Raw genomic sequence first — 25,151 nt, forward strand, 5'->3', positions numbered from 1 at the left:
AATAAAAAAGCTTTCCGAACTTTACGCCGGAAAGCTTTACTTATTTAGTCATTCTTTTTTGGTAAGCTATTTAAATAGTCTAAAGCATCCTGAAAAGTATCAACCGGGACAATCTTCATTTCCGTTTCAATGTCCTTGGCTGCCTCTAATGCTTCATTGTAGTTCGATTTAGGAGAGTTTTTCTCGTTTGGAGCAAAGAACACTTCCACTCCGGAGTTATGTGCCGCAACTATCTTTTGTGAAATCCCACCTATTCTTCCTACTTCACCTTTTTCATTAATGGTACCTGTACCCGCTATTTCATAACCCTTTGTTAGATCATCTTCCGTTAATTGATTTAAAATTTCTAAGGAAAACATTAATCCTGCTGAAGGTCCACCAATCTGTTCGGAGTTAATCGTAATATCTGGTTCTACACTTATTTCACGGTCAGTAACCAAAGATATCCCGATCCCAAATTTTGCTGGATCGTCAGGAAATTTTGCTATTGGGATGGTAATCGTCTCTTGCTGCCCATTTCTTTCATAATCCAACTCGACTTGATCACCTTCTTGCTTCTTACTAACAATTTCAATAAACTCATCTGACGTTTGAAAAGCTTGACCATCAACCTGATAAATCCGGTCTCCTGCTTTTAACATTTGATATGCTGGCATTCCTTCAAGCACGGACATGACATATACTCCATGATACTCAAAAGTAACAGGCTTATTTGCATGACGATAGGCAACGGCAATCGCAGACTCTTTTGAACCCTCCATAAGATGAAGTTGACGATTTGAATACTCTTCGTCACTTTCCCCCTCATAACGGATTTGTTCTATTGGATAGATAAAATGATATTTATTTACATGGGCCCAACCGTAAGTGAAAACATTCGCTCTTCCCATTCTAACGGTAGTTAACATAAAACTTCCTTTTTCTTCATCAAAACCACCTTCAATGTTGACAAGTGGTTGTAGCTCTGTAGCCATCCCCGGTTTTGTGACATAATAAGGCAATTGAACGAACGTTAAAGCGATTGCTATGATAGAGCTAATCACCAATATTTTTATGTATGTACTATTTCGCTTCATTCTGTTTCTCCTTCCACTCCTCAATTAATTGTTTTATTTTTGGAATGTGTTGTTTCGTTTCTTCTTCTCCAATACGGATAATTTCTTCAATATTAGTGAAAGCCCTTGAACTAAATTGTTCAACTCTAGGTCGGATCATGATATCTGAGCCGATTTCCCTATGCCGTACAAGCTCATCTTGCATAATATCTATACTTTGTAGGATAACATCAAAAATAGATGTTATGTCTTCATTCCTCTTTACATGAGAGACATCCACAGCAATAATAATATCTGCTCCCATCTCCCTTACAACTGAAACAGGTACACGATCTATTACCCCACCATCTACAAGTAAACGACCTTCTACCCTTTCTGGTACAAAGATTCCCGGGATTGCAATACTTGCCCTAACAGCATCTGCTATTGAACCACTTCGAAAGACGACCTTCTCTCCCTTGATTAAATCAGTCGCAACAATTCCGATTGGGATGTCTAGCTGCTCAATTGTTTTATTATGAGTAAATAAACGAATAAGTTCTTTCACACGCTTCCCTGATATAAAACCCATTTTAGGAACTGTAAAATCCAAGTAATATTTTCTTTTAAAAGCAACTGCAAATTTATATAAACGCTCAATATCTAACCCAGCACCATAAAACGAGGCCACTAAAGCTCCCATACTACTACCTGCAATCATGTCAATTGGTATATTTTCTTCTTTAAGCACCTTTATTACACCTAAATGTGCAAACCCGCGTGCTCCCCCAGAACCTAAAGCCAGACCAATCTTCGGTTGAGACAAGCATATCACCCCACACTAATACTTTCGTGCCTTACGTTAATATTGGTTAAAAATTAAATCTTGTACAATCTTATGGTCTAAAATTAGCACCTATACACGTATATTGAAATATAATTGATTGTCCTAATTTAAGGATTTATTACTACTATGTTCTCATATTCTATCATTCATCATGACAAGTTGTATAGAATTTGGCATGCTAGGAGGCACAGCTCTTGACACGTTCCCGAATGAAAACAGTTGTATTAGCATCATTTGTTATAATTATGGCGTCAGCCTTGGTAACATTCCCAAAAGAATCACTCGAAGCATCGAAAATTGGATTAAGTATGTGGTGGGAGGTTGTTTTTCCTTCTCTTCTACCTTTCTTTATTGTCGCAGAGATGTTAATTGGGTTTGGAGTAGTCAAATTTATTGGCGTCTTATTGGAACCACTCATGAGGCCCTTATTTAGAGTTCCTGGTGTTGGAGGGTTTGCTTGGGCGATGGGGATGGCATCAGGGTTTCCGGCTGGGGCAAAAATTACAGCAAGACTTAGACAAGAAGAACAAATCACTGCTATAGAGGCTGAAAGACTAGTTTCATTTACAAATGCCTCAAATCCTCTCTTTATATTTGGTGCAATTGCAGTAGGTTTTTTTGGTAATCCGAATTTAGGGATTATTCTAGCACTATCCCACTATCTAGGAAGCTTTATCGTTGGAATAGTCATGCGCTTCCATGGACCGAATGAACAAAAAGGTAAGGAAAAGCAAAAACTGAAACCATCATTAGTGGAAGCTTTAAGGGTTCTCCACCGAACTCGATTAAATGATAAACGCCCTCTAGGTAAATTATTAGGTGATGCTGTTATATCATCCATTCAAACCCTATTAATGATTGGTGGATTTATTATATTATTCTCTGTCTTTAACAGACTTTTGTCGCTAGTAAATATAACAGAATTAATTGGTTACTTTACTTCCTTTAGTCTACAACTTTTTAAACTATCACCAGACCTTAGCATCCCGCTTATATCAGGGTTATTCGAAATTACATTAGGAAGTAAATTAGCAAGTGAATTAATGGACGTAGAGTTACTTCAGCAGTTAATCATTACTAGTTTTATACTTGGCTTTAGCGGCTTTTCGATTCACGCACAGGTTGCGAGTATTATCGCTGACACAGATATCCGTTATAAACCATTTTTTTTCGCAAGAATCTTACAGGGATTTATTTCTGCGATCCTGGCATTAGTTCTTTGGAAACCAGTCTACCTTGACAATTTAGCATATGGTGAAGTCATTCCCGTTTCTCTCATAGAACAGCCTAGTGTATGGGCCAACTCACTATGGGGGCTTCTCTCTACCTACGGGCCAATCATAACATTGATATCCTTAACTCTATACATTTTTGTTTACGCATCCAGACTATTTTCTTTAAATACTCACAAAAGATGATTCAATAAAAGAACTCGCCATTTTCGGCGAGTTCTCTTTATGTAAACTTCTTAATTAAAGCATTTTCCACAGCTTTTGGAACAAGTTCTGAAATATCACCTTTATACTTAGCAACCTCTTTTACTATACTTGAACTTAAAAAAGAGTATTGGTTGTTGGTCATCATAAAAAATGTTTCAATGCTTTCATCTAAAACCCGATTCATCGAAGTAATTTGCATCTCATATTCAAAGTCTGAGACCGCACGCAATCCTCTTAAAATTGTACTGGCTTTTTTATTTTTAGCATAGTCAATCAACAATCCTTGATGTGAATCTACAATTACATTGTCAATCCCCATTGTAACCTCTTGTATTAGAGCTATTCTCTCTTCTAAAGAAAAAAGTGGCTTCTTTGAAGAATTATTTAGGATTACAACATAAACCGTATCAAAAACCTTTGCACCTCGACGTATAATATCAAGGTGTCCATAGGTAATTGGATCAAAACTTCCTGGGCATACTGCCACACTAGCCATCATAGGTTCCCCCTAATCCTCATTTCTACTTTGGAATACCGAAACAGACGTAACTCCATAGTTTTCAAACTTTATTCTTTTTAATGCACCTATGCTGCTAGGTAAATCAACCTCATCGCTGTGCTCTGCAATTATGTATCCATCTTCATTTAGTAGATGATTATTTTCTATCTTCGAGATAAGCTCGTTTAACTGCTGTTTTTTATAAGGTGGATCAAGGAAAATTAAATCAAAGCGAAGGTTACGTTTTAGAATCGCTTTTAATGCACGTTCAGCATCGTTTCGGTAAACCTCTACATTATCTGTGAATTTACACGCTTCAACATTTGATCGAATCGTTTGTATAGCTTTCTGATCTTTATCAACGAAAATGACTTTGTCTAGACCTCGACTGAGAGCCTCTATACCTAAGCCTCCACTACCACCAAATAAATCAAGACCAACTCCTCCATCAAAATAGGGACCGACTATATTAAAGATTGCCTCTTTTACTTTATCAGTAGTTGGTCTAGTGGACATTCCTGGTACAGCTTTTAACGGTCGACCCTTACACACTCCAGAAACTACTCTCATTTTTTTCACCACACTCTATTAAAAAGATTATTATTTTGAAATTGTATACAATCCCATTGCTTACTTATAACTATAATTATTTAACATCCTACCATAAACATTAGCAAGAGGCTAGAACTCAATGTTATAACCTCTTATCCAAAAAAATAGGGTTTGGATGTATACTCAATGCAAGAATGGTCATAATTAGTAAAGACAACATCATTCGAGGATGTTGTTGCCAACCGCGGAGAAGACTTACGTTTCCCCATAAGTTCTTCCTCCGGTTTCTCCTCTCCCTTTGCCTTCCACTTTGAGACATTATTGTTTTCAACTTTGGAAGGAACCTGCAGGATATTCTGCAGGTCTTTTTTTTGTGGTCTAGGAAATTTTAATAATCTAACATTGTGGATAACTAGGGCTTAAGTTTTACTACGTCCAGCTCCAGCGCCTAGCCCCTCGAGGTCAAATAACCTGTGCCATAAAAAGTCGAAGTGCAGACTTTTTATGGCACAGAACATTTGCTTGTCGGGACTGATCAAGGCGCTTGCGCTTTTGTTCTTTTATTTTGATGTCAACTCGTGGTAAAGTAATGTGGGAGAAAAAAGAGGAGGACATGAAAATGATTCAACGATTTATTGAACTTGGCGAAGGCTATTCAGATATTTATGAGCTAATTGAACTCACTAGAGCAAACAAACATCGAGTGTCAAAAATGTTTGTTTTAAATACAAAGCATAATGGACGGGATTTATCCTCATTTATCGTAGCATTACACCCTACTGATCCAGGAAAATTCCAAGCACTATACATTTGTAGAGAAGGCATTCCAAATCATGAAGTAACACCAAATAAAAGATATGAACTATTTACCCAATTAGCCACTGAAGTAGAACAACAAATCATCTCCTTTGATGTTAAACATTCCTCAATGTTTGGAGAAAAAGAACTATACTTCCAGCACCTTATTGGCATCCTTAGAATGAACCGTTATATTCCACCTATGCAATAAATGAGAAAAAACCACTTACCTCTGTAAGTGGTTTCATTACAATCCAACTTTATAGTCGTATTCTTTAGCCTTATCTGGTCTTGCATTTTCAAATTCCATCTTTAAAAAAGGTTTATAGGAAGGTTCTACTTTCTTTACAAAGGAAAATGCCTTTAACTTAGTTATCGTATGGTCTAGATCTTCCATATTTATATATATAACTACATACTTTAATTTTTTGGATACATAATGAATGTTTCCGAAGCGACGTAGCATTTTTACTTGCTTTAACGAATGCAAATACACAATTATACCTTGACGATTACCAAACATAAATTTTCTCCTTCTAAACGTTCCATTTAACATTGTCCATTATTAGTCTAGCACACCTTTTTGCTATCTTACAATATTTTTCATACAATTTTGAAATTAGTATCTCTCTAAACCCTTGCCTAAAACAAAAATAAAACGGGAGCATATCCCGTCTTATTTACATCCGCAGCCCCCACCTGACCCACAACCTCCACCACAACTCATGGAATCAAAAAAAGGATTTCCTGACGGTACCTTAATATGTTCGGATATAGCAGTTCCTAATTGGACACTTATTTCATCTAGGACAGTTTGAAGATTATTTTCAGCTTTCTTAAATGCAATAATCGTTTCATTTAGATCTACAGCCCTCTTCAGCTCTCTGATCTCTTTTGATATTTCCTTGTAGTTTGGGTGGTATTTTCCAAACCTCTGAACTTCCTCATAGCGCTCTTTGCATACTACAAATTCGGAAATCATTTTTTGAGCAACAGGGTCTGTATTTAATGTATATAAACACTCTCGATAATTATCGGCAATGTCTGAATGTAGGATCATATTAGCTAATTCTTCTGCTTTTTCCAGTATTTCAATTCTTTCTAATGTGGCAAGCATGCATACACCTCCAGAATCATCATACCATAGTTTAACCTTGAATTGCTAATTTTGTAAGTCCTACTTTATAATACTAATTTACTATAGATACATCGAACTCTTTACTAATATTGTATTTAAGTGAATCATTATGAACTAATTCAAGCTTGACAGTATGGTTTCCTGAAGGTAATTCCTTGATAATAAAAGCTGCGGTTGCTATTTCATCAATCTTTTCTCCATTGAGGTATAATTCAATATGACCTTCTCCATCAACATTTTTATCCTTGCCTTTGGTAAATGTAAAGTTTGCTATCACACATTCCACATAAACATCATTTCCCTTTATTTGGTGCTTAACGTCTATTGACCGTTGGGTTTGAGCAATCGATACCTCAATCGATGGAATATCTTTAGAATGTTCTACCTCCATAGGTACTACCTGAGTGTTTGTTTCAGGACGAGGTTTATCATTTGTACATGCAGTTCCAACTAAAGTTAAGGAAAGAATGAACAGTCCAATAAAATACCTTTTCATAACTATCACCTCTTAATGAATAGTGTTGCACGCTTAGAAGGAAAATAATCAAAAAAAAGAGACATCAATGCATTTACATTTCAGTCTCCCTCTTTCATTGATTGATACATATGCAACATCATTGATGCTAATCCAAGGGTGTTTGAAAACTTTTCGACCTTATCAGGAATAGTTTGCTTATAATAATACATAGAAGAAAGTTTTAAGGATTCAATATCCGTGGGATTCCTTGTAAGATTTCGATACCACCTTGGATTTGCTCTAATAAATTGAAGTATCTTTTTATCTTCTTGAATAAGCTGAACGACATCTTTTCTCATAGTTATACAATCCCCTTGCTAGAAAACCAACTGTTAGTCCTTACGAAAAGAAAATGGATGGTTCCCTCCTGTTGGTTGCTGTCCAGTATTGTTCGTATTTCCACCCTGAAATTGACTTATTACACTTTGAATTGTAGATATTGCACTACCAGCATTTGATATCTGTTGTTGAAATTGATTCATATCCACATTTTTTATCATTGTAAAGATTTGTGACATAAAGTCTTTTTTTGATTCACTGTTAGATTCACTGTTAGATTCACTGTTAGATCCAGATTGGTTACTTTTATATTTTTCCCATGACTTATCACTTTCACCTAGAAGATACCAATCCTCATATACCTCTTGCCAAGATTTCTTTCCAACTCTAACCTCTTGAATTAACTGAGGATGCTCTCTTACAAACTCCTTAAATTTCACAATAGATGGATGTACTTGCTGCTTACTCATATACCTCACCTCATTATTAATACAATTGCCTACTACATACTATCTGGAATATGCCCTTATTGTTCGCCCAAATTTTAAACAATTGAAAAATTGCCAAATGACTTAAATTGTTGTTACAATGTCAATATTACTTAGGAATAATGAAAGAAGGATTTTTAAATAATGAATGCAGAACTTACTCAGAAATTTAATCAGATTGTAGAAAACTCAAGTGAAAAGGACCAAAAAGTCCTCGAATTATTTCTCGATGGTTTAGTTAGAAAACAGACAAAACAAAATGGATCTTATCTAGGTGGAATTCTTGGTTCCACTAGCCGTATTACAGAGGATAAACAATTTGAGATGATCATTCCAAATACAGATCTTATTCAGAATTCTCTTGATATAGTCCACGGAGGTATTACTGCAACACTACTTGATTCAGCAATGGGCTCGTTAGTTCACTATCATTTACCTGAAGGACAAGCAGCAGTAACGTCTGAAATGAAAATAAACTATGTCGCACCTGGAAAAGGCTTAGAACTAAGGTGTATTGCAAATATTATTCATCAAGGGTCAAAGATTGTAGTAACTGAAGGCAAAGTGTTTCGTGATGATGGCAAACTAATTGCCCACGCCACAGGCAGCTTTTTCGTCATTACAAAAAGATAGTTATTTAAGGTCAATATAACCGGGGGAATTGGTATGGTAGCAGCGGTTGTGATTCCGATTCTTTTCCTTTGCTTTTTCATTATTACAAAAAGAGAGAGAAAAGATTTCACCTCTAAATGGCTTGCTGTTAATAATGTGGAAGAAGAGGCTATGCTTAGTGGTACAATTACAAATATTACGAAAGAGAAACAGAGGTACTATTATAATAGATATATTTTCGTAACGGACCTTGTGATAAAAGAACAACATAAATATACAAAGGCAAGACATATCGTCCCTATAACTAATGAATTTACACCACCTACATTTACATATGGAACTAAAATACAGTGTATTGGTAAGTGGGAAAATGATATCTTTCGTTTTACAAAGTTTAAAGAACAAGAATAAAGAGAAGGCTCTCAACGGGCCTTCTCTTGTTTTTTGGGCAATAGGTTAATTTCTAGGCTATTCCCACGTTTGTATAAAATTCTGTGTGTAGTATTTTTCAAAGACTCCTACACCCAGGTGTGTAAACTTTTCGTTTAGTAACGTTTCACGGTGTCCTTCACTATTTAACCAACCTTCTACAACAGCAATGCCATCTACATACTTTGCTGCAATATTCTCACCAGCTAACTGATACAATACCTCACCTTTTGCCAATCGATCTGCTAGGCCTCCGTTTGTAGGAGAGTCATGAGAAAAGAAATCATTATTTCTCATATCCTCACTATGTTTATAAGCAACAATAGATGTTTCCTCATGCCATTTTACAGGACCCAGGTTATGCCTGAAACGCATCATATTTGTTATATCAAGTATTTGTGTTTCAATTCCTTTTTCAATGCTCTTCCACTCATCCTCTGATAAATCCTTTGCGGATAAAAGTTCTCCCCGATAAACAAGTTCATAAGGCCTTTGCATCACTAATACTTCGTTATCCATTAAACGAATACTTGAAAGCTTACCTGTAATCTTATCAAAGTAAAGCTGAACAAAAATATCCCCAAATACTACTAGTGGTCTCTGTTGTCTTTCCTCTTCTGTTAATTCAAAACGATACGAATTTCCTTTTGCGGTTAACGATATGGTATTCTCGAAATCAAATTGCTCTTGAATCTCTCCCATTGTTTGGTTAATTGATAGTGGGTGAGCATTTATTTCATCACCTATACCATATACAGTAACTACTTTATTATCTTTAATTCCAACTTGAATGTAGGCATTAGGATAGTGATTATAAATCCACCAATCATATTCGTATGCAGTTTGGTCTACTCTAGTGGGCTTCCCTAACAATTCTTCAATCTCCTCTACCGCCTTTCCCATATATGTAAAAAGACCCTCTGTGGGCATTTTTCTTTTTGGGGATTCTTCGAGTACAGGAATTTCTACACTAGTTTCTGTTGTTGTAGGGATACTACTAATTATTATAGGCTTTTTTTCTGTATTTGCTGTAATAACTATGAAAATACTAGTAAGGATTAATAGAATGAATATAGTAAAACTTCTAAAATGTTTCAGGGGTATCCCTCCCTATCATGTTTTCTATCATTATATTTTTCATTACTAGATTTTATTCCTAAAAAAATAATTCCATTACGTTGAAAAATCCAAATTACCGATATATAAAATGTTCGCTGCAAAAAAATTCATAATAATAGTTCTCTTTTTTTATTGAACAATAAAACAAGGACACTTATGATTCTTAAGTGTCCTTGTCCATTTTAACCATTTAATGATGCATGTTTTCGTTTTCTGAAATTTCACTAAGTGCGTGTCCTGCTTTTTGGTCGGATAGCTTATTAGTTGCTAAATCCCCAAGTGAAACGATACCAACTAATTTATCATGCTCAACAACTGGTAAACGACGAATTTGATGTTTAGCCATTAATTGAGATGCTTCGTATACAGAAGTATCAGGTTTAATAGTAATCAACTCATCACTCATTACGTCCGTAACCTTTGTTGAGCCGGAATGCTTTTCTGCGTATCCTCTAACGACTAGGTCTCTGTCAGTTATCATTCCGATTAGTTTATCATTATCAACAATGGGAATTGCACCAACATCATTTTCTTTCATTTTTAAAGAAACCTCATAAACATTGTCTAGTGGAGTACAATACTCAACATCCGAAGTCATTATTTCACGAACAGATTGCATAGTAGACCTCCTCAAATAGTAAATCACGCCTCTAACCATAAAGAAAGGCAATATTAGTTTGTTTCTCTAGCTCATGTCCTATTCAATTAAATAAAAATATGACATATTTAGCACATTTTCTAAGACGTATACATCTATAGATTGCATCTTGACGTTTTTCGTACTATTATTATACAGAGAACATTTCTTTGTTGTATGTTTTAGGAGGGACTATTATGAAATTCGAAAATACTGGGATTGAAAACCAAACTGTAGAATTCTCTAGATTAACTTCATTAATGGAAGATTTAGGATTTGTACTAGCTGGTCAATGGGATTATGAGCGAGTTACATATGATCGCAAATTTGAAACAAAAGATGGCGTTTTTTATTTGCGAGTTCAAGGTTTTGCTGTTGAAGGTGAAGTCGATCGTGGCCACGCAATTGTAAAATTACTACCACCTTTATTAGGAAAACACTATTACCCACACGGTGTTGAGTATGGTGAAGGAGAAACCTTCCCTAAAGCGCTTGTAGATCAAAGCCAGAAGCTACTAAGCCAAATCAAAGAAGGCATCGCAAAAATTAATCAGTAATAACCTAGGGGACAGATCACAAAACATCTGTTCCCTTTTCATAGCGTTTTTAAGATGCTTTAATGATTTGCTCAACTTTAATATTTATGTCCTTTACAACAACACCAGTCATTGCTTCAATTTCTTGGACAACCGACTCTTGAAGCTTTTTACATGTTTCAATTATATTATTCCCATAGTAAAGTGAGATTCTAATTTCAATTGAAACTCCATCCTCTGAATTTTCTATGGTAACACCTTTACGGGTATACTTTGAACCTAAGACATTGAAGATCTCATTCTTTACTCCAGAGACAGTCTTAGCTACACCTTCCGTTTCATCTATTGTTAATAACGTAATTAATGCTAATACCTCTTCTGTAATGAGTAGCTTGCCATTTGAAAGTAATTTTTCGATCAAGTAAACCAACTCCTTCTTGTCTATTTTTTTGTTATTAAATCTTTATATAGTTTATGTTGATTGCCAGAAATGGGCACTTATCCCATCAACTTATTTTAAGCTTGAGTTTGATATTTTTTAGTTGGATTTATTGTAATTCTTTACTATAATTTTATATAGCATTGTTTTTTTATGAAAGGAGTAACCTATTGTCCAGTCTATTTACTAAGCGAACCATTTTGATTGTACTTTCTATTCTACTTATCATATTACTTGGATATTGGATACTTCCTGTTTCCATACCTTTAATTATCGCTTTTGTTACTGCACTTCTTCTCGAACCCGCAGTAAAACTTTTTCAAAAACGTTTTAAGATAAAAAGAACTTTATCTGTAACCATCATTTTTATTATTTTCTTATTGTTAATGGCACTTGGAAGTTACTTCTTAATAACAAAGGTAATAGCAGAGGCTATTCAAATTATTGAAAATGCACCTATCTATATTTATGAAATAAACCGTGTTTTACTAGAGGTTGAGAAAAATCTGTATGATCGATCACAAGATCTTCCCCCGGAGTTTGTGGAAGTAATCACTAGGCAAGTTGAAGAAACTTTATACAATTTTCAAACGGGGCTTCTTGCATATGTAAATATTGAAAACTTAAAATCACTTTTAACAGAAATACCAAGTTACTTAGTAAGTTTTATTGTTTACTTAATCGCATTATTCTTGTTAATGATAGAAATGCCAAACCTCAAGGAGAAACTATTTACTCTTTTTACAAGTCGAACAGTTGATAAAGTTAACTTTATGACTTCTAGACTTTCATATGTGTTTTTCGGTTTTATAAAAGCACAGTTTTTAGTAAGTATCATTATTTTCATTACATCATTTATTGGCTTACTAGTTATTGCTCCAGATGTAGCGTTAATGATGGCATTTATTATTTGGATTATTGATGTTATTCCTATAATCGGCTCTATCGTAGTTATGGGCCCATGGGCACTATTTCATTTTATTACTGGAAATATTGTGTTGGGTACAGAGCTGGCAATATTAGGAGTTATCCTATTAGTTATTAGAAGAACAATTGAACCAAAGGTAATGGGAAGCCATATTGGGCTGTCTCCATTGTCTACCTTAATTGCAATGTACCTTGGATTAAAACTAATTGGTATCCTTGGATTTATCATTGGCCCTATTTTATTAATTGCATTTAACTCAGCACGCGAAGCAGGAATAATAAAATTTAATTTTAAAATATAAGAGAGGTGGCGCGATACCCACCTCTCTTTTTTTAAATAGCTTTTCGGAGCTCCCATTTTAGAAATTTCCCATCTTTCCTAGTACATCTCATTCCTAATTTTTCAAATAACTTAATGGATTCCATATTATGATCGCAGCATTCTGTAATAACCTTTTTTACATCTTTTTGAGTAATCATCCATTCGATTAATGCGTCCATACTTTCATAAGTTAAACTGCTATCTGCTAAGTCCTTAACCATAGAATAACTCAAATGAACCGTTCCATTTTCATCAGGCTTGCTATTAACATAAACATCCCCAATAATACTTTTTTCCGCATAATTAATGATTAACCAAAGTCCCCAACCGTATTCAGACTCATCATTTTCTAATTTCTCAATATAAATCGGGAGCATACCTGTCACACTTGGATAAGGCCATCCTTTAGGAATAATTATAGGAGACCTCTTTTCTAACTCTTTCCTATGGAAAACCAAGGATTTGGCAATATCTAGCGAACAAGGGACGATAAGTAAACGATCTGTAAAAATTTCAATCATTATTCACATCTCTCCCCTTTCAAATATTGTTTAATCTACAAAATAGTGAACGAAAAAATAGCAATTAAGAGGTGGATGTTGATTTTCTCGAAGTAAAAATCAATTTTTTCTCAATAAAAAAAGATGCTATAGAATAATTGTATTCCATAACACCTTATACATATTACAATATTAGAAACCTAGTATTGCTTTTATAACTGAGGTTGTTTCCCCACCTGAGTAGAAAACATATAGCAGCAAGTAAACTGCAACACCTGTAGTTGCTGTAAAGAACCAAATAATGCTTGTAATTGGCCCAAGTTTTCTATGTTTTGCAATGCGGTCTTTGAACCCTAAATATAATGTAGTAATCCCAAAAACAGCACCTGTGGTAGCTAATATAATATGAAAAATTAGAAATGAAGTATAGTAAATTTTCATATTATCAGGACCACCAAACGCAGTATTTCCGACAAAAATAGTTCTTGATGCATAGATAATAAAGAAAATTAATGCAGCAACTGCTGCAAGTGTCATAACTTTGCGGTGAGCCTCTATATTTCTTTTAGTGACTAAATACCAACCTATCGCAACTAAAATTGCACTAATGACAATAAAAATTGTACTAATTGTAGGTAAAACCGGTATTGAATGGTTCATATTCATTCCTCTCTCATTTCAAAAATAAAATATCTAAACTGAGAATTTAGTATTATTCAGTCGTTTGTGGATTCATTTGTAGGGCATCAATGTCATCCTGCTCTTGTTCCCTACGAACCCATTGGTAAAATACATATCCTAAAATACTACCATATACAATTTCTTGAATAATTTTCATAATGACTCCACCTGTACGTTGATCCTCTAAAGGTGACATGAAGTTAAACATTTCAGGACCACCAAGGTCAAGGGTTGATAACATACTTGCTGGTACACAAAGTTGCAAAGCATTTACCCATGCTTGTGGATCTGTATACGTAGCATAAAGAGGTGTCTCAGCAAAAATGATAAGTGCACACGCCGGTGTTAATAAAATACCATCTGCAAATATATATCCAACCTTTTTAACGCCAGATAATGTCTCCCACTCTTCTAAAGGATTTACGAGTGGCCACCACATAATAAAGGCCGCTATGAAAAGTAAAGCCGTTGTCGCTGAATGCAGAACCATATCAGTTTTCACTACATCAAAAATTAATGGTATATGATAAAAAGAAAATACTCCATTAAACAAAATTAGTGCAATTAATGGCTTTGTGAAAAACTTCAACAATGGTTTAACAATCGGTAACTCAACAATACTACGTAAAAGCCAAGATGGTATACCTAATATAACTAATGGAGGAATAGCCAAATATAATATTGCCATCTGTCCCATATGAGCACTAAATATTAAATGACCTAAAAGATCTAATGGGCCACCTTTACAAATATATAAAAGGATCATGGCTGTTACAAACAGAAATTGTTGCTTTAATGTTGCAGGTTCACTGTTCTTAAATCGACTCCTCATTGGACCAATTAACACAAAGTAAAGAACTGTTATAGCTAACACGGTTATGAAAAAATATGGACTCCACATCGCTTGAAATCCGAATACACTTAAAGACATAATTTCACCTCATTAAGTTGCAAATTGCGACAATTACATTATACATCAGTTTGTCTGTTATAAACAAATGAACGTTTTGGTAACATTTCTACACTACTAATAGTAAAAACTCTAGTTTATTGCAAAAAAGAAAATCGGCCATAAGCCGATTTTCTTTTACATTATATTACCACCAAATAATTGTCATAAAAGCAAGGACTGTGATAGCCGCTACTGTTACACCTGAGTATAAAAATAGAGCTGGCACTTCATGACCTTTATGAGACATATGCATGAAATAATAAAGTTGAAAGATTAATTGTACGACAGCCAACAGAATGATAAAAGGAACAACATACCATCCTGTAAAATCAAGGCCTACAGCTAAAAATGCCATGATTGTTAGAAATAACGTAATTATAAATGTAATTACTTGGTACTTCATATCTTCTGCATTTTTCTTCCTACGATATACCAAATCAACTTTAGGGTTACCTGAATTTGATAAATTTGCCGCCATCAGTTTATCCCACCATTCCCATTAAGTATACTACCGTGAAGATGAAGATCCATACAACATCGATAAAGTGCCAGTATAAACTCGCAACATAGAACTTAGGTGCATTGTAAAGATCTAATCCACGTTTTGAATTACGAATCATTAATGCAGTGATCCAGCATAATCCAAAGGCAACGTGCGCACCGTGAGTTCCAACAAGTACATAAAATGCTGAACCGAATGCACTACTAGTAATTGTATGCTCTAAGTGCACATAATGATTAAATTCATAAATTTCCAGTCCTAAGAATAAAGCTCCTAGGAATACAGTTACACCAAGCCATAACTGCATTTTTCTAAAGTCAAAATTTTTCATATGATACATTGCGTAAACGCTTGTTAACGAACTAGTTAATAACAACATAGTTGCTATGAAAACTAGTGGAAGGTCAAAGATCTCTTGACCTGTTGGACCTCCATTAGTTTGATCCTTTAATGCAAGATATGTTGCGAATAAAGAAGCAAACAGGACAGTTTCTCCACCTAAAAATAACCAGAAACCTAAAAATTTATTTTTACCTTCAAGGGTTGCTTTTTCGGGAGAGTCAGGAAATGTTTCAGCTGTTAATTTCTCTTCAACGTGCATTATGCCTTAACCCCCTTATCATTATCATCCTTCAATAATTCTTCTTTATGAATATGATATCCGTGATCATCAATTACTGAACGTAATAACATTGAACCAAATGTAATGATAGCACCTAGGAATAATACAGGGTAAGCCCAAGGCTCTTCTGTGCGGTACATGATTCCAAATGCGCCAATAAATAATCCTAATGAAATGGTGAACGGTAAGATTGATGCATTTGGCATATGAATATCACCGATTGGTTCAGCAGGAGTCATTTCTTTTTTACCTGCCATTTTCTCAACCCATAGTGCATCTAATCCACGCACTAATGGAAGTTGTTTAAAGTTGTACTCAGGAGTAGGAACCGGAAGAGCCCACTCTAAAGTACGACCGTCTCCCCAAGGATCTTTACTTGCTTTTGGTCCGTTAATTGATGTCTTAATAATGTTATAAAGTAATACTAATGTTGAAACAGCCATGAAGATTGCACCAATTGAACTGATTAAGTTACCAGTATCTAAACCTTTTCCTGGTAGGAAAGTAAAGATACGACGTTGCATCCCCATTAATCCTAAGAAATGTTGGATAAAGAATGTTAAGTGGAAACCGATTAAGAATAACCAGAAAGTAATTTTTCCTAAAGTTTCGTTTAGCATTCTACCAAACATTAATGGCCACCAATAATGAACTCCACCTAGTAAACCAAATACTACCCCACCAACAATTACGTAGTGGAAGTGAGCTACAACAAAGTAAGTATCATGGTATTGATAGTCTGCCGTTGCAGCAGCAAGCATTACACCTGTTACCCCACCCATTACAAACGAAGGGATAAAAGCAACTGCATAGTACATTGGTGTAGTGAACTTGATTTGTCCGCCCCACATCGTAAATAGCCAGTTAAATATCTTAATACCAGTTGGTACCCCGATAGCCATCGTTGCTACAGCAAAAATTGCATTAGCAATTGGTCCTAAACCAGTTGTAAACATATGGTGAGCCCATACCATGAATCCTAAGAAACCGATTAGTACTGTAGCGAATACCATGGATGAATAACCGAATAAACGTTTTCTTGAGAATGTAGAGAATATTTCAGAGAAAACACCGAATGCCGGCAAGATCAAGATGTAAACTTCAGGATGTCCGAAAATCCAGAATAAGTGCTCCCAGATAATGGTGTTTCCACCCATTGTAGGATCAAAGAATCCAGTTCCGAATAGACGATCAAACATTAATAATGCTAAACCTACAGTTAATGGAGGGAAAGCAAATAATATTAAAGCAGAAGCTACAAACGTAGACCATGTAAATAAAGGCATACGCATATAAGTCATACCAGGTGCACGCATATTAATGATTGTTACTAGGAAGTTAATACCCCCAATTAACGTACCAATACCTGAGATTTGTAGACCAAGTGCATAAAAATCAATACCGTGTGTAGGTGATGCTAAAGATAATGACGCATATGAAGTCCACCCTGCATCAGGTGCTCCACCTAAGAACCAGCTTAAGTTTAAGAAAACTCCACCAAAGAAAAACAACCAAAACCCTAATGCGTTAACAAAAGGAAAGGCTACGTCACGTGCACCAATTTGTAGTGGAACAACGGCATTCATCAATGCAAACAATAACGGCATTGCCGCAAGGAAAATCATCGTTGTACCATGCATTGTTAATATTTCATTATACAGTCCTGCACTGACAAAATTACTATCAGGTACAGCTAACTGAATACGGATAATAAGTGCTTCTAATCCCCCAACAAGGAAGAAGAATCCACCAGCAATTAGATAAAGGATAGCGATTTTTTTATGATCAACAGTTGTTAAATAATCCCAAACCGTTGCGCCGAATCCTTTTTTCTGAGTTAACGTACTCACAGTGTGACCTCCTTTTTATCGTAATGGAATATCCATTAATCTTGTACCTTAAGACCCATTAAGTATTCTGAAAGAGCATCTAACTCTTCCTCAGAAAGTTCAGGGTAAGTGTTTGTCATTTTGTTACCTGGTTTAACAGATTCAGGATCTCTTAACCATTTTTTTAAGTTATCTTCATTGTAATCTAAGATACCAGCAATTTTCACACGTTCACCGAAATTAGCTAAGCTAGGTGCAGTTGCTCTCTTTTCAGAGGCATTAATTGCGTGACATGCAATACAGCTCTTATCATTAAAAATTTGTTCACCAGCACTAGCTAATTCTGATTGTGGTTCGTGAGTAGCTGCTTTCATATCCTCAATCCACTTATCGAATTCTGCTCTAGGCAATGGTTTAACTTTAAAATCCATGAAAGCATGTGAAGGACCACATAGCTCAGCACAGATACCATAAAAAATTTCTTGAGCTCTCTCTTGGTCAAACTCTAACCAAAACTGGTTTGTGTTATCAGTGTTTGTATCCATTTTTCCACCAACAGATGGAATCCAGAAAGAGTGTTTTACATCAGAAGCTTTTAAATTGAAGTAAACTCTCTCATCAGTAGGAACAACTAATTCTTGACCAGTAACTACTCCTAAATCTGGATATTCAAACTCCCACCAATAAAGGTTTGCAGTAACATTAACTACAAGAGCATCCTCATCACGTGTTTCCTCTAACATAGGAGAAACATCCGCAAGTTTAAAAGTAGAAGCAACTGTAGGAACAGCTAAAATAATTAAAAGGATAATTGGGATAACAGTCCAAATTACTTCTAGCTTGTGACTTCCTTCTACTTGCTTAGGGATAATATTTTCATCCCCTGGACGTCTACGGAAACGTATTACAACATAAATGAATATAACTGTTACTACTAAAATAACAATTACCATAATTAAGGTACTCAAAATCATTAATGAGTACTGATCATCCGCCACTTCACCAGCTGGTTGAAGTGTGGACAAAAATGGTTTACCACAACCTGCTAACAGTAGCGCCATTAAACCAAATAATAAAAATGTGCGCACCTTTGGTAGCCATCTTTTCATAGCTTAATCAAACCCCTCTTTCAAAGTTAGTAATAAATAATTCCTATTGAGTAAGTATTACTTTCAAATTAATAAAAGTAGACTTTTACTAATAGAAAGTACGATCTAGTTGTGTCCATAAGGTTAGCTTACGAACACAACTAGATAAAATTCCTTCTATATATAATTTCTGTTGAGAAAGAATTACCTAAAGTAATTGTGTAGTACTAATAAACTAAATAGTTACGATAACCATTGCTACAAACAGAATGGTCAAATAGTTAAGTGAGTATACAAACATGAACTTAGCCCACTTAATGTCATCCTTCATTTTAAAACCATATAGACCAATTATTAGCCACCCTAAGTTTAGAAGAGTAGCAAGAATCATAAATGGTATTCCAAGTGAAAAGAGATAAAAAGGAAGAGGTAGCAAACATGCAACCCAAATCACTATTTGTCTCTTAGTTACTGCAAATCCATGTACAACAGGTAGCATAGGAACACCTGCAGCACGATATTCTTCTACACGCTTCATAGCTAAGGCTAGAAAGTGTGGTGGCTGCCATATAAACAGAATTAAAAAGAGAATCCAAGCAACCATATGAAGATTAGGATCAACCGCAGCCCAGCCAATTAGTGGAGGTACTGCTCCTGATATACTGCCTATTACTGTATTAATTGTATATCTTCTTTTTGACCAGATTGTATATAGATAGACATAAGCTACAACCCCAATGATTCCAATCACTGCTGCTGTAACAGTCGTTAACAACAAGAAAATAGTACCAATGATTGTGAGTACAATTCCCATTACTAGTACACGTTTTGGGTCGACTGTACCCGTAACGGTTGGACGTGATTTTGTTCTTTCCATATAAGGATCAATATCTCGGTCTATATAGTTATTTAAACTACAGGAACCCGCGATAACCAATGAAGAACCAATTAATGTAAAAAGGACAATGTCTAAATTATCTAGAAAAGCCATCCCTGAAAAATGAAGGGCTAACCAAAGGCCAGTAAAGGTAGTAATCGCATTAGAATTAACAATACCAATCTTGATTAATGCTAGAAAATCCTTGTAAGCGGACCTCTTGTTTATATAATGAGAGCTCGTTTGGTCTTGCAGTTCATTGTCATCAACTGCTCTCGTGTTGCTCATATTTATTCCTCCTTTATCTACGGGCATAGTCTAGCTTCACATATCGTAATTCCGAATGTGAAGTACTATACCAATTAGGTCAATAAGATAAATTTATTCACCACTGATAACTATATTATAGAATGAAACAAATTTATATAAAAAAGGAATAATCTAAACCATTTTTCTACAACATTTTTATCATACCATATTGAGGACATTTTTTATATTATATTAATAAATTCCTCTTCTGTATATTAAATCACATTTTCAATATTTTTTGTGAACACTTTATGAATAATTTTTGTCTAAATTGTGACCCAAGATTTATTCTTATTATATGCGATTTAATCTATTAATAAAATATATTTTTTACAGTTTAGACAAGATTCAATTAAACACTATTAACATGGTGAAAATGCTGGAAACACTAGCTAGGATAACACTTTTCCCCTAGTTTATTTAGTAATAACCCAAAATCTACTCTTCTATTTCTAGCAAATTAAAAATGATAAATCAACTACTTTTAAACAATTACAATATATTTTTTTACTATAATTATAGTGTATGATTATATGACTTCTTGCAATATCGACAGTTGTAAAATTTTATCTTTGATTAACCATCGAAAATTGTATATTATTGTAGAGATGGAATTTTGATAAAACTATTACTAATTATTCATTGCATAGACGATCATGAAACGATGTATTAGTAATTTGGAAGGTGAATATATTGCATCGAATGCTGAAATGGTTCGCGGTATTAACTACACTTGGAATGTTGTTCGTTCTTATTGGTGGGGCATTAGTAACGAAAACTGAGTCTGGAGAAGGTTGCGGAGATTCCTGGCCTTTGTGTCATGGAGAATTTGTCCCGAGTAATATTACTCCTGAATTAATAATTGAATTAAGCCACCGTCTTGTTTCTGGGTCAGTTGGGATTATGGTATTAATCCTGTCGATTTGGACATGGAAAGCAATAGGGCATATTCGAGAAACCAAATTTCTAGCTCTTATATCCTTTTTCTTCTTAGTATTACAGGCACTAATTGGTGCTGCAGCTGTAATGTGGGGGCAGTCTGACGCTGTATTAGCCTTACATTTTGGAATTTCCTTAATATCATTCGCTTCAGTTTTACTATTAACCCTATTAATATTTGAAGTTGATAAGAAATTTAATGCCGAGTCACTGATTATTAATGCAAAAATGAAATTCCATATTGTGGGTATTATTTTATATAGCTATGTAGTTGTATATTCTGGTGCTTATGTTCGACACAAAGGGGCGAGCTTAGCATGTCCCGATTGGCCAGTATGTAATTACAACCAACTTGGATTTCCGACTCAAACCCATGAATGGATTCAAATGGGTCATCGTTTTGCAGCAGGATTAATCTTTGTTTGGATATTTATTGCAATGCTCCGCGCTATTAAATTTCATAAACATCAAAGTGTTATTTACTGGGGCTGGATAATTGCATTTACACTTGTTAGTCTACAGGTACTTTCTGGTGCAATAGTAGTGTTAACTAGACTTAACCTTTTTGTAGCATTAGCACACGCTTTGATTATTGCATGTTTATTCGGGGTATTAAGTTATCTACTCTTGTTAACATCAAGAAGTAATAAGAATGAATTATCTCTTAAAAACTCAAAAACAGATAAATTTAATATTAGTTAACACGAAAAAACCAGAGGTGCTGTTTGAGCCTCTGGTTTTTAAAATTTTTATTTAGTTACTTCTATCAATAAATCCCCTGTTTTAATAGATTCTCCATTTGAAACATAAATCTCTTTAACAATTCCTGCAAATGGTGCCTGTACAGTTGTTTCCATTTTCATTGCTTCTGTAATCATTAGGTGATCACCTTTATTTACCTTTTCACCTTTATTTACTAACACTTTTATAACTGTTCCCGGCATTGACGCACCGATGTGTTCAGGATTATCTCTATTTGCCTTTTGTTTCGCTACAACAGTTGCTTTAATATTTTCATCCTTTATAAGAACTTCCCTCGGCTGACCATTTAGCTCGAAATACACAATTCTCATTCCGTCTGCGTGTGGCTCTCCTATAGAGACTAACTTAACAATAAGAGTTTTTCCTTTTTCAATTTCAACCTCAATCTCTTCCCCTAATCTCATTCCATATAAAAAGGTTGGAGTATCAAGCACTGAGATATCCCCGTACAAGTCAAAAGTTTTATGGTAGTCCATAAATACCTTAGGATATAAAGCATGTGATATTATCTCAAAACTTGTCACTTGTCTGCCAAGAGTATGGAAAAGATGTTCTTTTTGCTTAGTAAAATCCACTGGTTCTAAGAGTTCTCCCGGGCGAACTGTTATAGGCTCTTTCCCCTTTAGGATGATGCGTTGTAATTCTTTTGGGAAGCCACCGTGAGGCTGACCTAAATATCCTTCAAATAACTCAACTACGGAGTCAGGATAATCTAATGTCTCTCCTCTGTTGTATATATCGTCTTCACTCAGATGGTTTTGAACCATGTATAATGCCATATCCCCTACAACCTTTGAAGATGGAGTTACCTTTACAATGTCCCCGAACATATCATTTACACGTCGGTACATTTCTTTAACCTCATCCCAACGATCACTAAGTCCAACAGCTTTAGCCTGTTGTTGTAAATTGCTATATTGGCCACCAGGCATTTCATGCATGTAGACCTCAGTATGAGGAGAATTCATGCCACTCTCGAAGTCAATATAATACTTTCTCACATCTTCCCAATAGTGAGAAAGCTGTTCTAACGCTTTAATATTAACGTCTGGCTTACGCTTTGTACCTTCTAAAGCATAATAAAGTGTATTCATACTAGGCTGTGAAGTAAGTCCAGCCATTGAGCTTATAGCTACATCTACAATATCTACCCCTGCTTCAATTGCCCTTGCATAAGTCATAATACCGTTTCCACTCGTATCATGAGTATGAAGGTGGATAGGAATATTTACCGTTTCCTTTAGAGCTGAAATAAGCGTATAAGATGATTCAGGCTTTAATAGACCGGCCATATCCTTGATTCCTAATATGTGAGCTCCTGAGTTTTCTAATTCCTTTGCAAGGTCTTTATAGTATTTTAGATCATATTTGGTTCTAGATGAGTCACTGATATCGCCAGTATAGCATATCGTTGCCTCTGCGATTTTCCCGCTATCTCGAACCGCCTCGATTGCAGGCATCATTCCTTTAATCCAGTTTAAACTATCAAAAATTCTAAAGACATCGATACCCCCAGCAGCAGAGTTGTCGACAAACTCCTTAATTACATTATCAGGGTAATTTTTATAACCAACTGCATTTGAAGCTCTTAGTAGCATTTGGAATAAGACATTTGGTGCTTGTTCACGCAAATTTAGTAATCTATCCCAAGGGTCTTCTTTTAAAAAGCGGTAAGCTACATCAAATGTCGCTCCCCCCCACATTTCTAAAGAAAAAAGTTCAGGTAGCATTCTTGCCGTTGGCTCTGCAATTTTTGCTAGGTCATTCGTTCTAATACGTGTTGCTAATAAAGATTGATGTGCATCACGGAAAGTTGTATCTGTTAACAGAACCTTGTTTTGATCCTTAACCCATGAAACTAGACCTTCTGCTCCATTTTGATCAAGGATTTGCTTTGTTCCACTAGGAATTGGTTCCGAATATTGGACGTTTGGTATTCTCGGTTTAGCAAAGACTGGCTTTTTTCTTTGCTCTACTCCCGGAAAGCCGTTAACAGTAACAGTTCCGATATAAGATAGCATTTTTGTCCCACGGTCTTTACTCTCTGGGAAAATAAAAAGTTCAGGTGATGAATCAATAAAAGAAGTATTGTACTCACCGTTCATAAACTTTTCGTGTTTTATAACATTCTCTAAGAATGGAATATTCGTTTTGATCCCTCTTATTCTGAACTCTTTCAAATTTCTGACCATTTTAGCTGCAGCTTGTTCAAACGTTAAGGCATGAGTGGAGAGCTTAACTAACAATGAATCGTAATATGGTGTAATCACCGCACCTTGGAAACCATTTCCTGCATCTAATCTTACACCAAACCCACCACCTGAACGATAGACTGAAATCTTACCAGTATCAGGCATGAAGTTATTTAATGGGTCCTCTGTTGTCACCCTTGACTGAATGGCATACCCATGAGTTGTTATATCAGATTGAAGAGGAATACTAACTTCTTTACTGTGGAGAGCATGACCTTCAGCAATCTTAATTTGCGACTGTACAATGTCTACCCCAGTTATCATTTCTGTTATGGTATGTTCAACTTGGATCCTTGGGTTAACTTCTATAAAATAAAATTCTTCTCCCGAGACTAAATATTCTACAGTACCTGCATTTATGTATTGCACATTATTCATTAAAGAAACAGCTGATTCACATATTTTTTGACGTAGCTCTTCCGATAATGAAACACTTGGTGCAATTTCTACTACCTTCTGATGACGTCTCTGAACCGAGCAATCTCTTTCATACAGATGAATAATATTCCCATCAGCATCTCCCAAGATCTGTACTTCAATGTGCTTTGGGTTCTCTATTAATTTTTCAACATAAACTTCATCATTTCCAAAAGCAGCTTTCGCCTCTGATTTTGCTCGTTCATAGGATTCCTTAACGCTCGATTGACTACGAACAATTCTCATACCACGACCACCACCGCCAAGTGATGCCTTGATAATAATTGGATAACCTACTTCCTCGCCAAACCTAACAACATCCTCTAACTTTGTTACAGGTCCATCACTTCCTGGTATAACAGGAATATTGGCTAATTGTGCCTGTTTTCGTGCTTTTACCTTATCCCCAAACATATCAAGATGTGAGGATTTAGGGCCAATAAACGTAATCCCCTCTTCTTCACATCTCTTTGCAAAATTTATATTCTCTGACAAAAAGCCATAGCCAGGATGAATAGCATCGACCTTATTCTTTTTAGCAATTTCAATGATCCCTTCAATATCTAGATAGGCATCAATTGGTTTTTTTCCCTCACCTATCAAATACGCTTCATCAGCTTTATATCGATGATAGGCACCGGCATCTTCCTTTGAATAAATGGCAACTGTACGAATATTTAATTCCGTGCAAGCTCGAAAAACTCGTATTGCAATTTCTCCACGGTTAGCAACTAATACTTTCTGGATGCGATTTCCCATTTTGTTCCTCCTCTAATTTTTCTATTAGTATATCATAATTAATAATAGTA

General features: G+C 35.3%; 28 protein-coding genes. 7 read left to right on the top strand and 21 right to left on the bottom strand.

The genetic code is table 11. From position 1 onward, the window contains the following. Positions 1 to 44 precede the first annotated feature (44 nt). Both J2Z26_RS07070 and J2Z26_RS07075 read right to left on the bottom strand, forming a co-directional pair. Positions 45 to 1,076, bottom strand: coding sequence for a SepM family pheromone-processing serine protease (locus J2Z26_RS07070; protein ID WP_193536866.1), 1,032 nt, complete (start codon positions 1,074 to 1,076; stop codon positions 45 to 47). Then, the gene (locus J2Z26_RS07075) at positions 1,063 to 1,860 is read right to left on the bottom strand and encodes a patatin-like phospholipase family protein (RefSeq protein WP_227413722.1); all 798 of its coding nucleotides are present in this window, start codon (positions 1,858 to 1,860) and stop codon (positions 1,063 to 1,065) included. Before J2Z26_RS07075 ends, J2Z26_RS07070 begins: the two co-directional genes overlap by 14 nt. 215 nt (positions 1,861 to 2,075) lie before the next feature. On the opposite strand from J2Z26_RS07075, the gene ylbJ reads away from it, so the two are divergent. After that, complete coding sequence (gene ylbJ, locus J2Z26_RS07080) at positions 2,076 to 3,299, top strand: sporulation integral membrane protein YlbJ (protein WP_193536870.1); 1,224 nt, start codon at positions 2,076 to 2,078, stop codon at positions 3,297 to 3,299. Positions 3,300 to 3,336: 37 nt separating this feature from the next. Here ylbJ and coaD read toward each other — a convergent pair whose 3' ends face one another. Together coaD and rsmD are read right to left on the bottom strand one after the other, a co-directional pair. Beyond that, the gene (coaD, locus tag J2Z26_RS07085; protein ID WP_193536872.1) at positions 3,337 to 3,816 is read right to left on the bottom strand and encodes a pantetheine-phosphate adenylyltransferase; all 480 of its coding nucleotides are present in this window, start codon (positions 3,814 to 3,816) and stop codon (positions 3,337 to 3,339) included. Positions 3,817 to 3,828: 12 nt separating this feature from the next. Beyond that, complete coding sequence (rsmD, locus tag J2Z26_RS07090) at positions 3,829 to 4,389, bottom strand: 16S rRNA (guanine(966)-N(2))-methyltransferase RsmD (protein WP_193536874.1); 561 nt, start codon at positions 4,387 to 4,389, stop codon at positions 3,829 to 3,831. Positions 4,390 to 4,990: 601 nt separating this feature from the next. Between rsmD and J2Z26_RS07095 the strand changes: the two genes are divergently transcribed. Further along, positions 4,991 to 5,380, top strand: a complete 390-nt coding sequence (locus J2Z26_RS07095) for a DUF7147 family protein (RefSeq protein ID WP_193536877.1) — start codon at positions 4,991 to 4,993, stop codon at positions 5,378 to 5,380. A gap of 36 nt (positions 5,381 to 5,416) precedes the next feature. Here the strand turns inward: J2Z26_RS07095 and J2Z26_RS07100 are convergent, their stop codons facing one another. From J2Z26_RS07100 to ylbD, 5 genes are all read right to left on the bottom strand, one after another. Then, on the bottom strand, positions 5,417 to 5,692 hold the full coding sequence (locus tag J2Z26_RS07100; RefSeq protein WP_193472658.1) for a YlbG family protein: 276 nt from the start codon (positions 5,690 to 5,692) through the stop codon (positions 5,417 to 5,419). 153 nt (positions 5,693 to 5,845) lie between these two features. Then, a complete protein-coding gene (locus tag J2Z26_RS07105) occupies positions 5,846 to 6,286 on the bottom strand; it encodes a YlbF/YmcA family competence regulator (RefSeq protein ID WP_193536879.1) in 441 nt (146 codons plus the stop codon). A 73-nt stretch (positions 6,287 to 6,359) separates the two neighbouring features. After that, on the bottom strand, positions 6,360 to 6,803 hold the full coding sequence (locus J2Z26_RS07110; protein WP_193536881.1) for a hypothetical protein: 444 nt from the start codon (positions 6,801 to 6,803) through the stop codon (positions 6,360 to 6,362). A gap of 80 nt (positions 6,804 to 6,883) precedes the next feature. Continuing rightward, a complete protein-coding gene (locus J2Z26_RS07115) occupies positions 6,884 to 7,123 on the bottom strand; it encodes a YlbE-like family protein (protein ID WP_193536883.1) in 240 nt (79 codons plus the stop codon). A gap of 33 nt (positions 7,124 to 7,156) precedes the next feature. Next, positions 7,157 to 7,573, bottom strand: a complete 417-nt coding sequence (gene ylbD, locus J2Z26_RS07120) for a YlbD family protein (RefSeq protein ID WP_193536885.1) — start codon at positions 7,571 to 7,573, stop codon at positions 7,157 to 7,159. Positions 7,574 to 7,735: 162 nt separating this feature from the next. Here ylbD and J2Z26_RS07125 point away from each other — a divergent pair, with 162 nt between their 5' ends. Both J2Z26_RS07125 and J2Z26_RS07130 read left to right on the top strand, forming a co-directional pair. Beyond that, a complete protein-coding gene (locus tag J2Z26_RS07125; RefSeq protein WP_193536887.1) occupies positions 7,736 to 8,224 on the top strand; it encodes a PaaI family thioesterase in 489 nt (162 codons plus the stop codon). Between the two features lie 33 nt (positions 8,225 to 8,257). After that, entirely contained in the window at positions 8,258 to 8,614 is a 357-nt protein-coding gene (locus J2Z26_RS07130; RefSeq protein ID WP_209794318.1) for a hypothetical protein, read from the top strand. A gap of 57 nt (positions 8,615 to 8,671) precedes the next feature. On the opposite strand, the gene J2Z26_RS07135 is transcribed toward J2Z26_RS07130, so the two are convergent. Then, on the bottom strand, positions 8,672 to 9,535 hold the full coding sequence (locus J2Z26_RS07135; RefSeq protein WP_227413723.1) for a CAP domain-containing protein: 864 nt from the start codon (positions 9,533 to 9,535) through the stop codon (positions 8,672 to 8,674). 406 nt (positions 9,536 to 9,941) lie between these two features. Further along, entirely contained in the window at positions 9,942 to 10,370 is a 429-nt protein-coding gene (locus J2Z26_RS07140; RefSeq protein WP_193536893.1) for a CBS domain-containing protein, read from the bottom strand. A gap of 215 nt (positions 10,371 to 10,585) precedes the next feature. Between J2Z26_RS07140 and J2Z26_RS07145 the strand changes: the two genes are divergently transcribed. Continuing rightward, the gene (locus J2Z26_RS07145) at positions 10,586 to 10,945 is read left to right on the top strand and encodes a YugN family protein (RefSeq protein WP_193536895.1); all 360 of its coding nucleotides are present in this window, start codon (positions 10,586 to 10,588) and stop codon (positions 10,943 to 10,945) included. 49 nt (positions 10,946 to 10,994) lie between these two features. On the opposite strand, the gene J2Z26_RS07150 is transcribed toward J2Z26_RS07145, so the two are convergent. Continuing rightward, the gene (locus J2Z26_RS07150; RefSeq protein WP_193536897.1) at positions 10,995 to 11,345 is read right to left on the bottom strand and encodes an Asp23/Gls24 family envelope stress response protein; all 351 of its coding nucleotides are present in this window, start codon (positions 11,343 to 11,345) and stop codon (positions 10,995 to 10,997) included. Positions 11,346 to 11,533: 188 nt separating this feature from the next. On the opposite strand from J2Z26_RS07150, the gene ytvI reads away from it, so the two are divergent. Beyond that, entirely contained in the window at positions 11,534 to 12,592 is a 1,059-nt protein-coding gene (ytvI, locus tag J2Z26_RS07155; RefSeq protein WP_193536899.1) for a sporulation integral membrane protein YtvI, read from the top strand. A 31-nt stretch (positions 12,593 to 12,623) separates the two neighbouring features. Here the strand turns inward: ytvI and J2Z26_RS07160 are convergent, their stop codons facing one another. The 8 genes from J2Z26_RS07160 to cyoE all read right to left on the bottom strand — a co-directional run bounded on the left by J2Z26_RS07160 (position 12,624) and on the right by cyoE (position 19,951). Continuing rightward, on the bottom strand, positions 12,624 to 13,133 hold the full coding sequence (locus J2Z26_RS07160) for a GNAT family N-acetyltransferase (protein ID WP_193536901.1): 510 nt from the start codon (positions 13,131 to 13,133) through the stop codon (positions 12,624 to 12,626). Positions 13,134 to 13,304: 171 nt separating this feature from the next. Beyond that, positions 13,305 to 13,772 carry a DUF420 domain-containing protein gene (locus J2Z26_RS07165; protein WP_193536903.1) on the bottom strand — a complete coding sequence of 156 codons (468 nt, stop codon included), beginning with the start codon at positions 13,770 to 13,772 and terminating at the stop codon, positions 13,305 to 13,307. Positions 13,773 to 13,824: 52 nt separating this feature from the next. Continuing rightward, a complete protein-coding gene (gene ctaG, locus J2Z26_RS07170) occupies positions 13,825 to 14,724 on the bottom strand; it encodes a cytochrome c oxidase assembly factor CtaG (protein WP_193536905.1) in 900 nt (299 codons plus the stop codon). A 166-nt stretch (positions 14,725 to 14,890) separates the two neighbouring features. After that, on the bottom strand, positions 14,891 to 15,223 hold the full coding sequence (gene ctaF, locus J2Z26_RS07175; protein ID WP_193536907.1) for a cytochrome c oxidase subunit IVB: 333 nt from the start codon (positions 15,221 to 15,223) through the stop codon (positions 14,891 to 14,893). 4 nt (positions 15,224 to 15,227) lie between these two features. Beyond that, entirely contained in the window at positions 15,228 to 15,848 is a 621-nt protein-coding gene (ctaE, locus tag J2Z26_RS07180; RefSeq protein ID WP_193536909.1) for a cytochrome c oxidase subunit III, read from the bottom strand. Then, positions 15,848 to 17,719: a cytochrome c oxidase subunit I gene (ctaD, locus tag J2Z26_RS07185; RefSeq protein ID WP_193536911.1), complete on the bottom strand. Its 1,872-nt coding sequence runs from the start codon at positions 17,717 to 17,719 to the stop codon at positions 15,848 to 15,850. Before ctaD ends, ctaE begins: the two co-directional genes overlap by 1 nt. Before the next feature lie 35 nt (positions 17,720 to 17,754). Continuing rightward, complete coding sequence (coxB, locus tag J2Z26_RS07190; RefSeq protein ID WP_193536913.1) at positions 17,755 to 18,807, bottom strand: cytochrome c oxidase subunit II; 1,053 nt, start codon at positions 18,805 to 18,807, stop codon at positions 17,755 to 17,757. Positions 18,808 to 19,021: 214 nt separating this feature from the next. Continuing rightward, positions 19,022 to 19,951 carry a heme o synthase gene (gene cyoE, locus J2Z26_RS07195; protein ID WP_193536915.1) on the bottom strand — a complete coding sequence of 310 codons (930 nt, stop codon included), beginning with the start codon at positions 19,949 to 19,951 and terminating at the stop codon, positions 19,022 to 19,024. A 714-nt stretch (positions 19,952 to 20,665) separates the two neighbouring features. Between cyoE and J2Z26_RS07200 the strand changes: the two genes are divergently transcribed. Beyond that, positions 20,666 to 21,613 (top strand): COX15/CtaA family protein, encoded by a 948-nt coding sequence (locus J2Z26_RS07200; RefSeq protein WP_193536917.1) that lies wholly within the window; start codon positions 20,666 to 20,668, stop codon positions 21,611 to 21,613. A 47-nt stretch (positions 21,614 to 21,660) separates the two neighbouring features. On the opposite strand, the gene pyc is transcribed toward J2Z26_RS07200, so the two are convergent. Next, positions 21,661 to 25,101, bottom strand: coding sequence for a pyruvate carboxylase (gene pyc, locus J2Z26_RS07205; protein WP_193536919.1), 3,441 nt, complete (start codon positions 25,099 to 25,101; stop codon positions 21,661 to 21,663). Positions 25,102 to 25,151 lie beyond the last annotated feature (50 nt).

This window comes from Cytobacillus luteolus (genome assembly GCF_017873715.1).
Taxonomy (GTDB): Bacteria; Bacillota; Bacilli; order Bacillales; family Bacillaceae_L; genus Bacillus_BV; species Bacillus_BV luteola.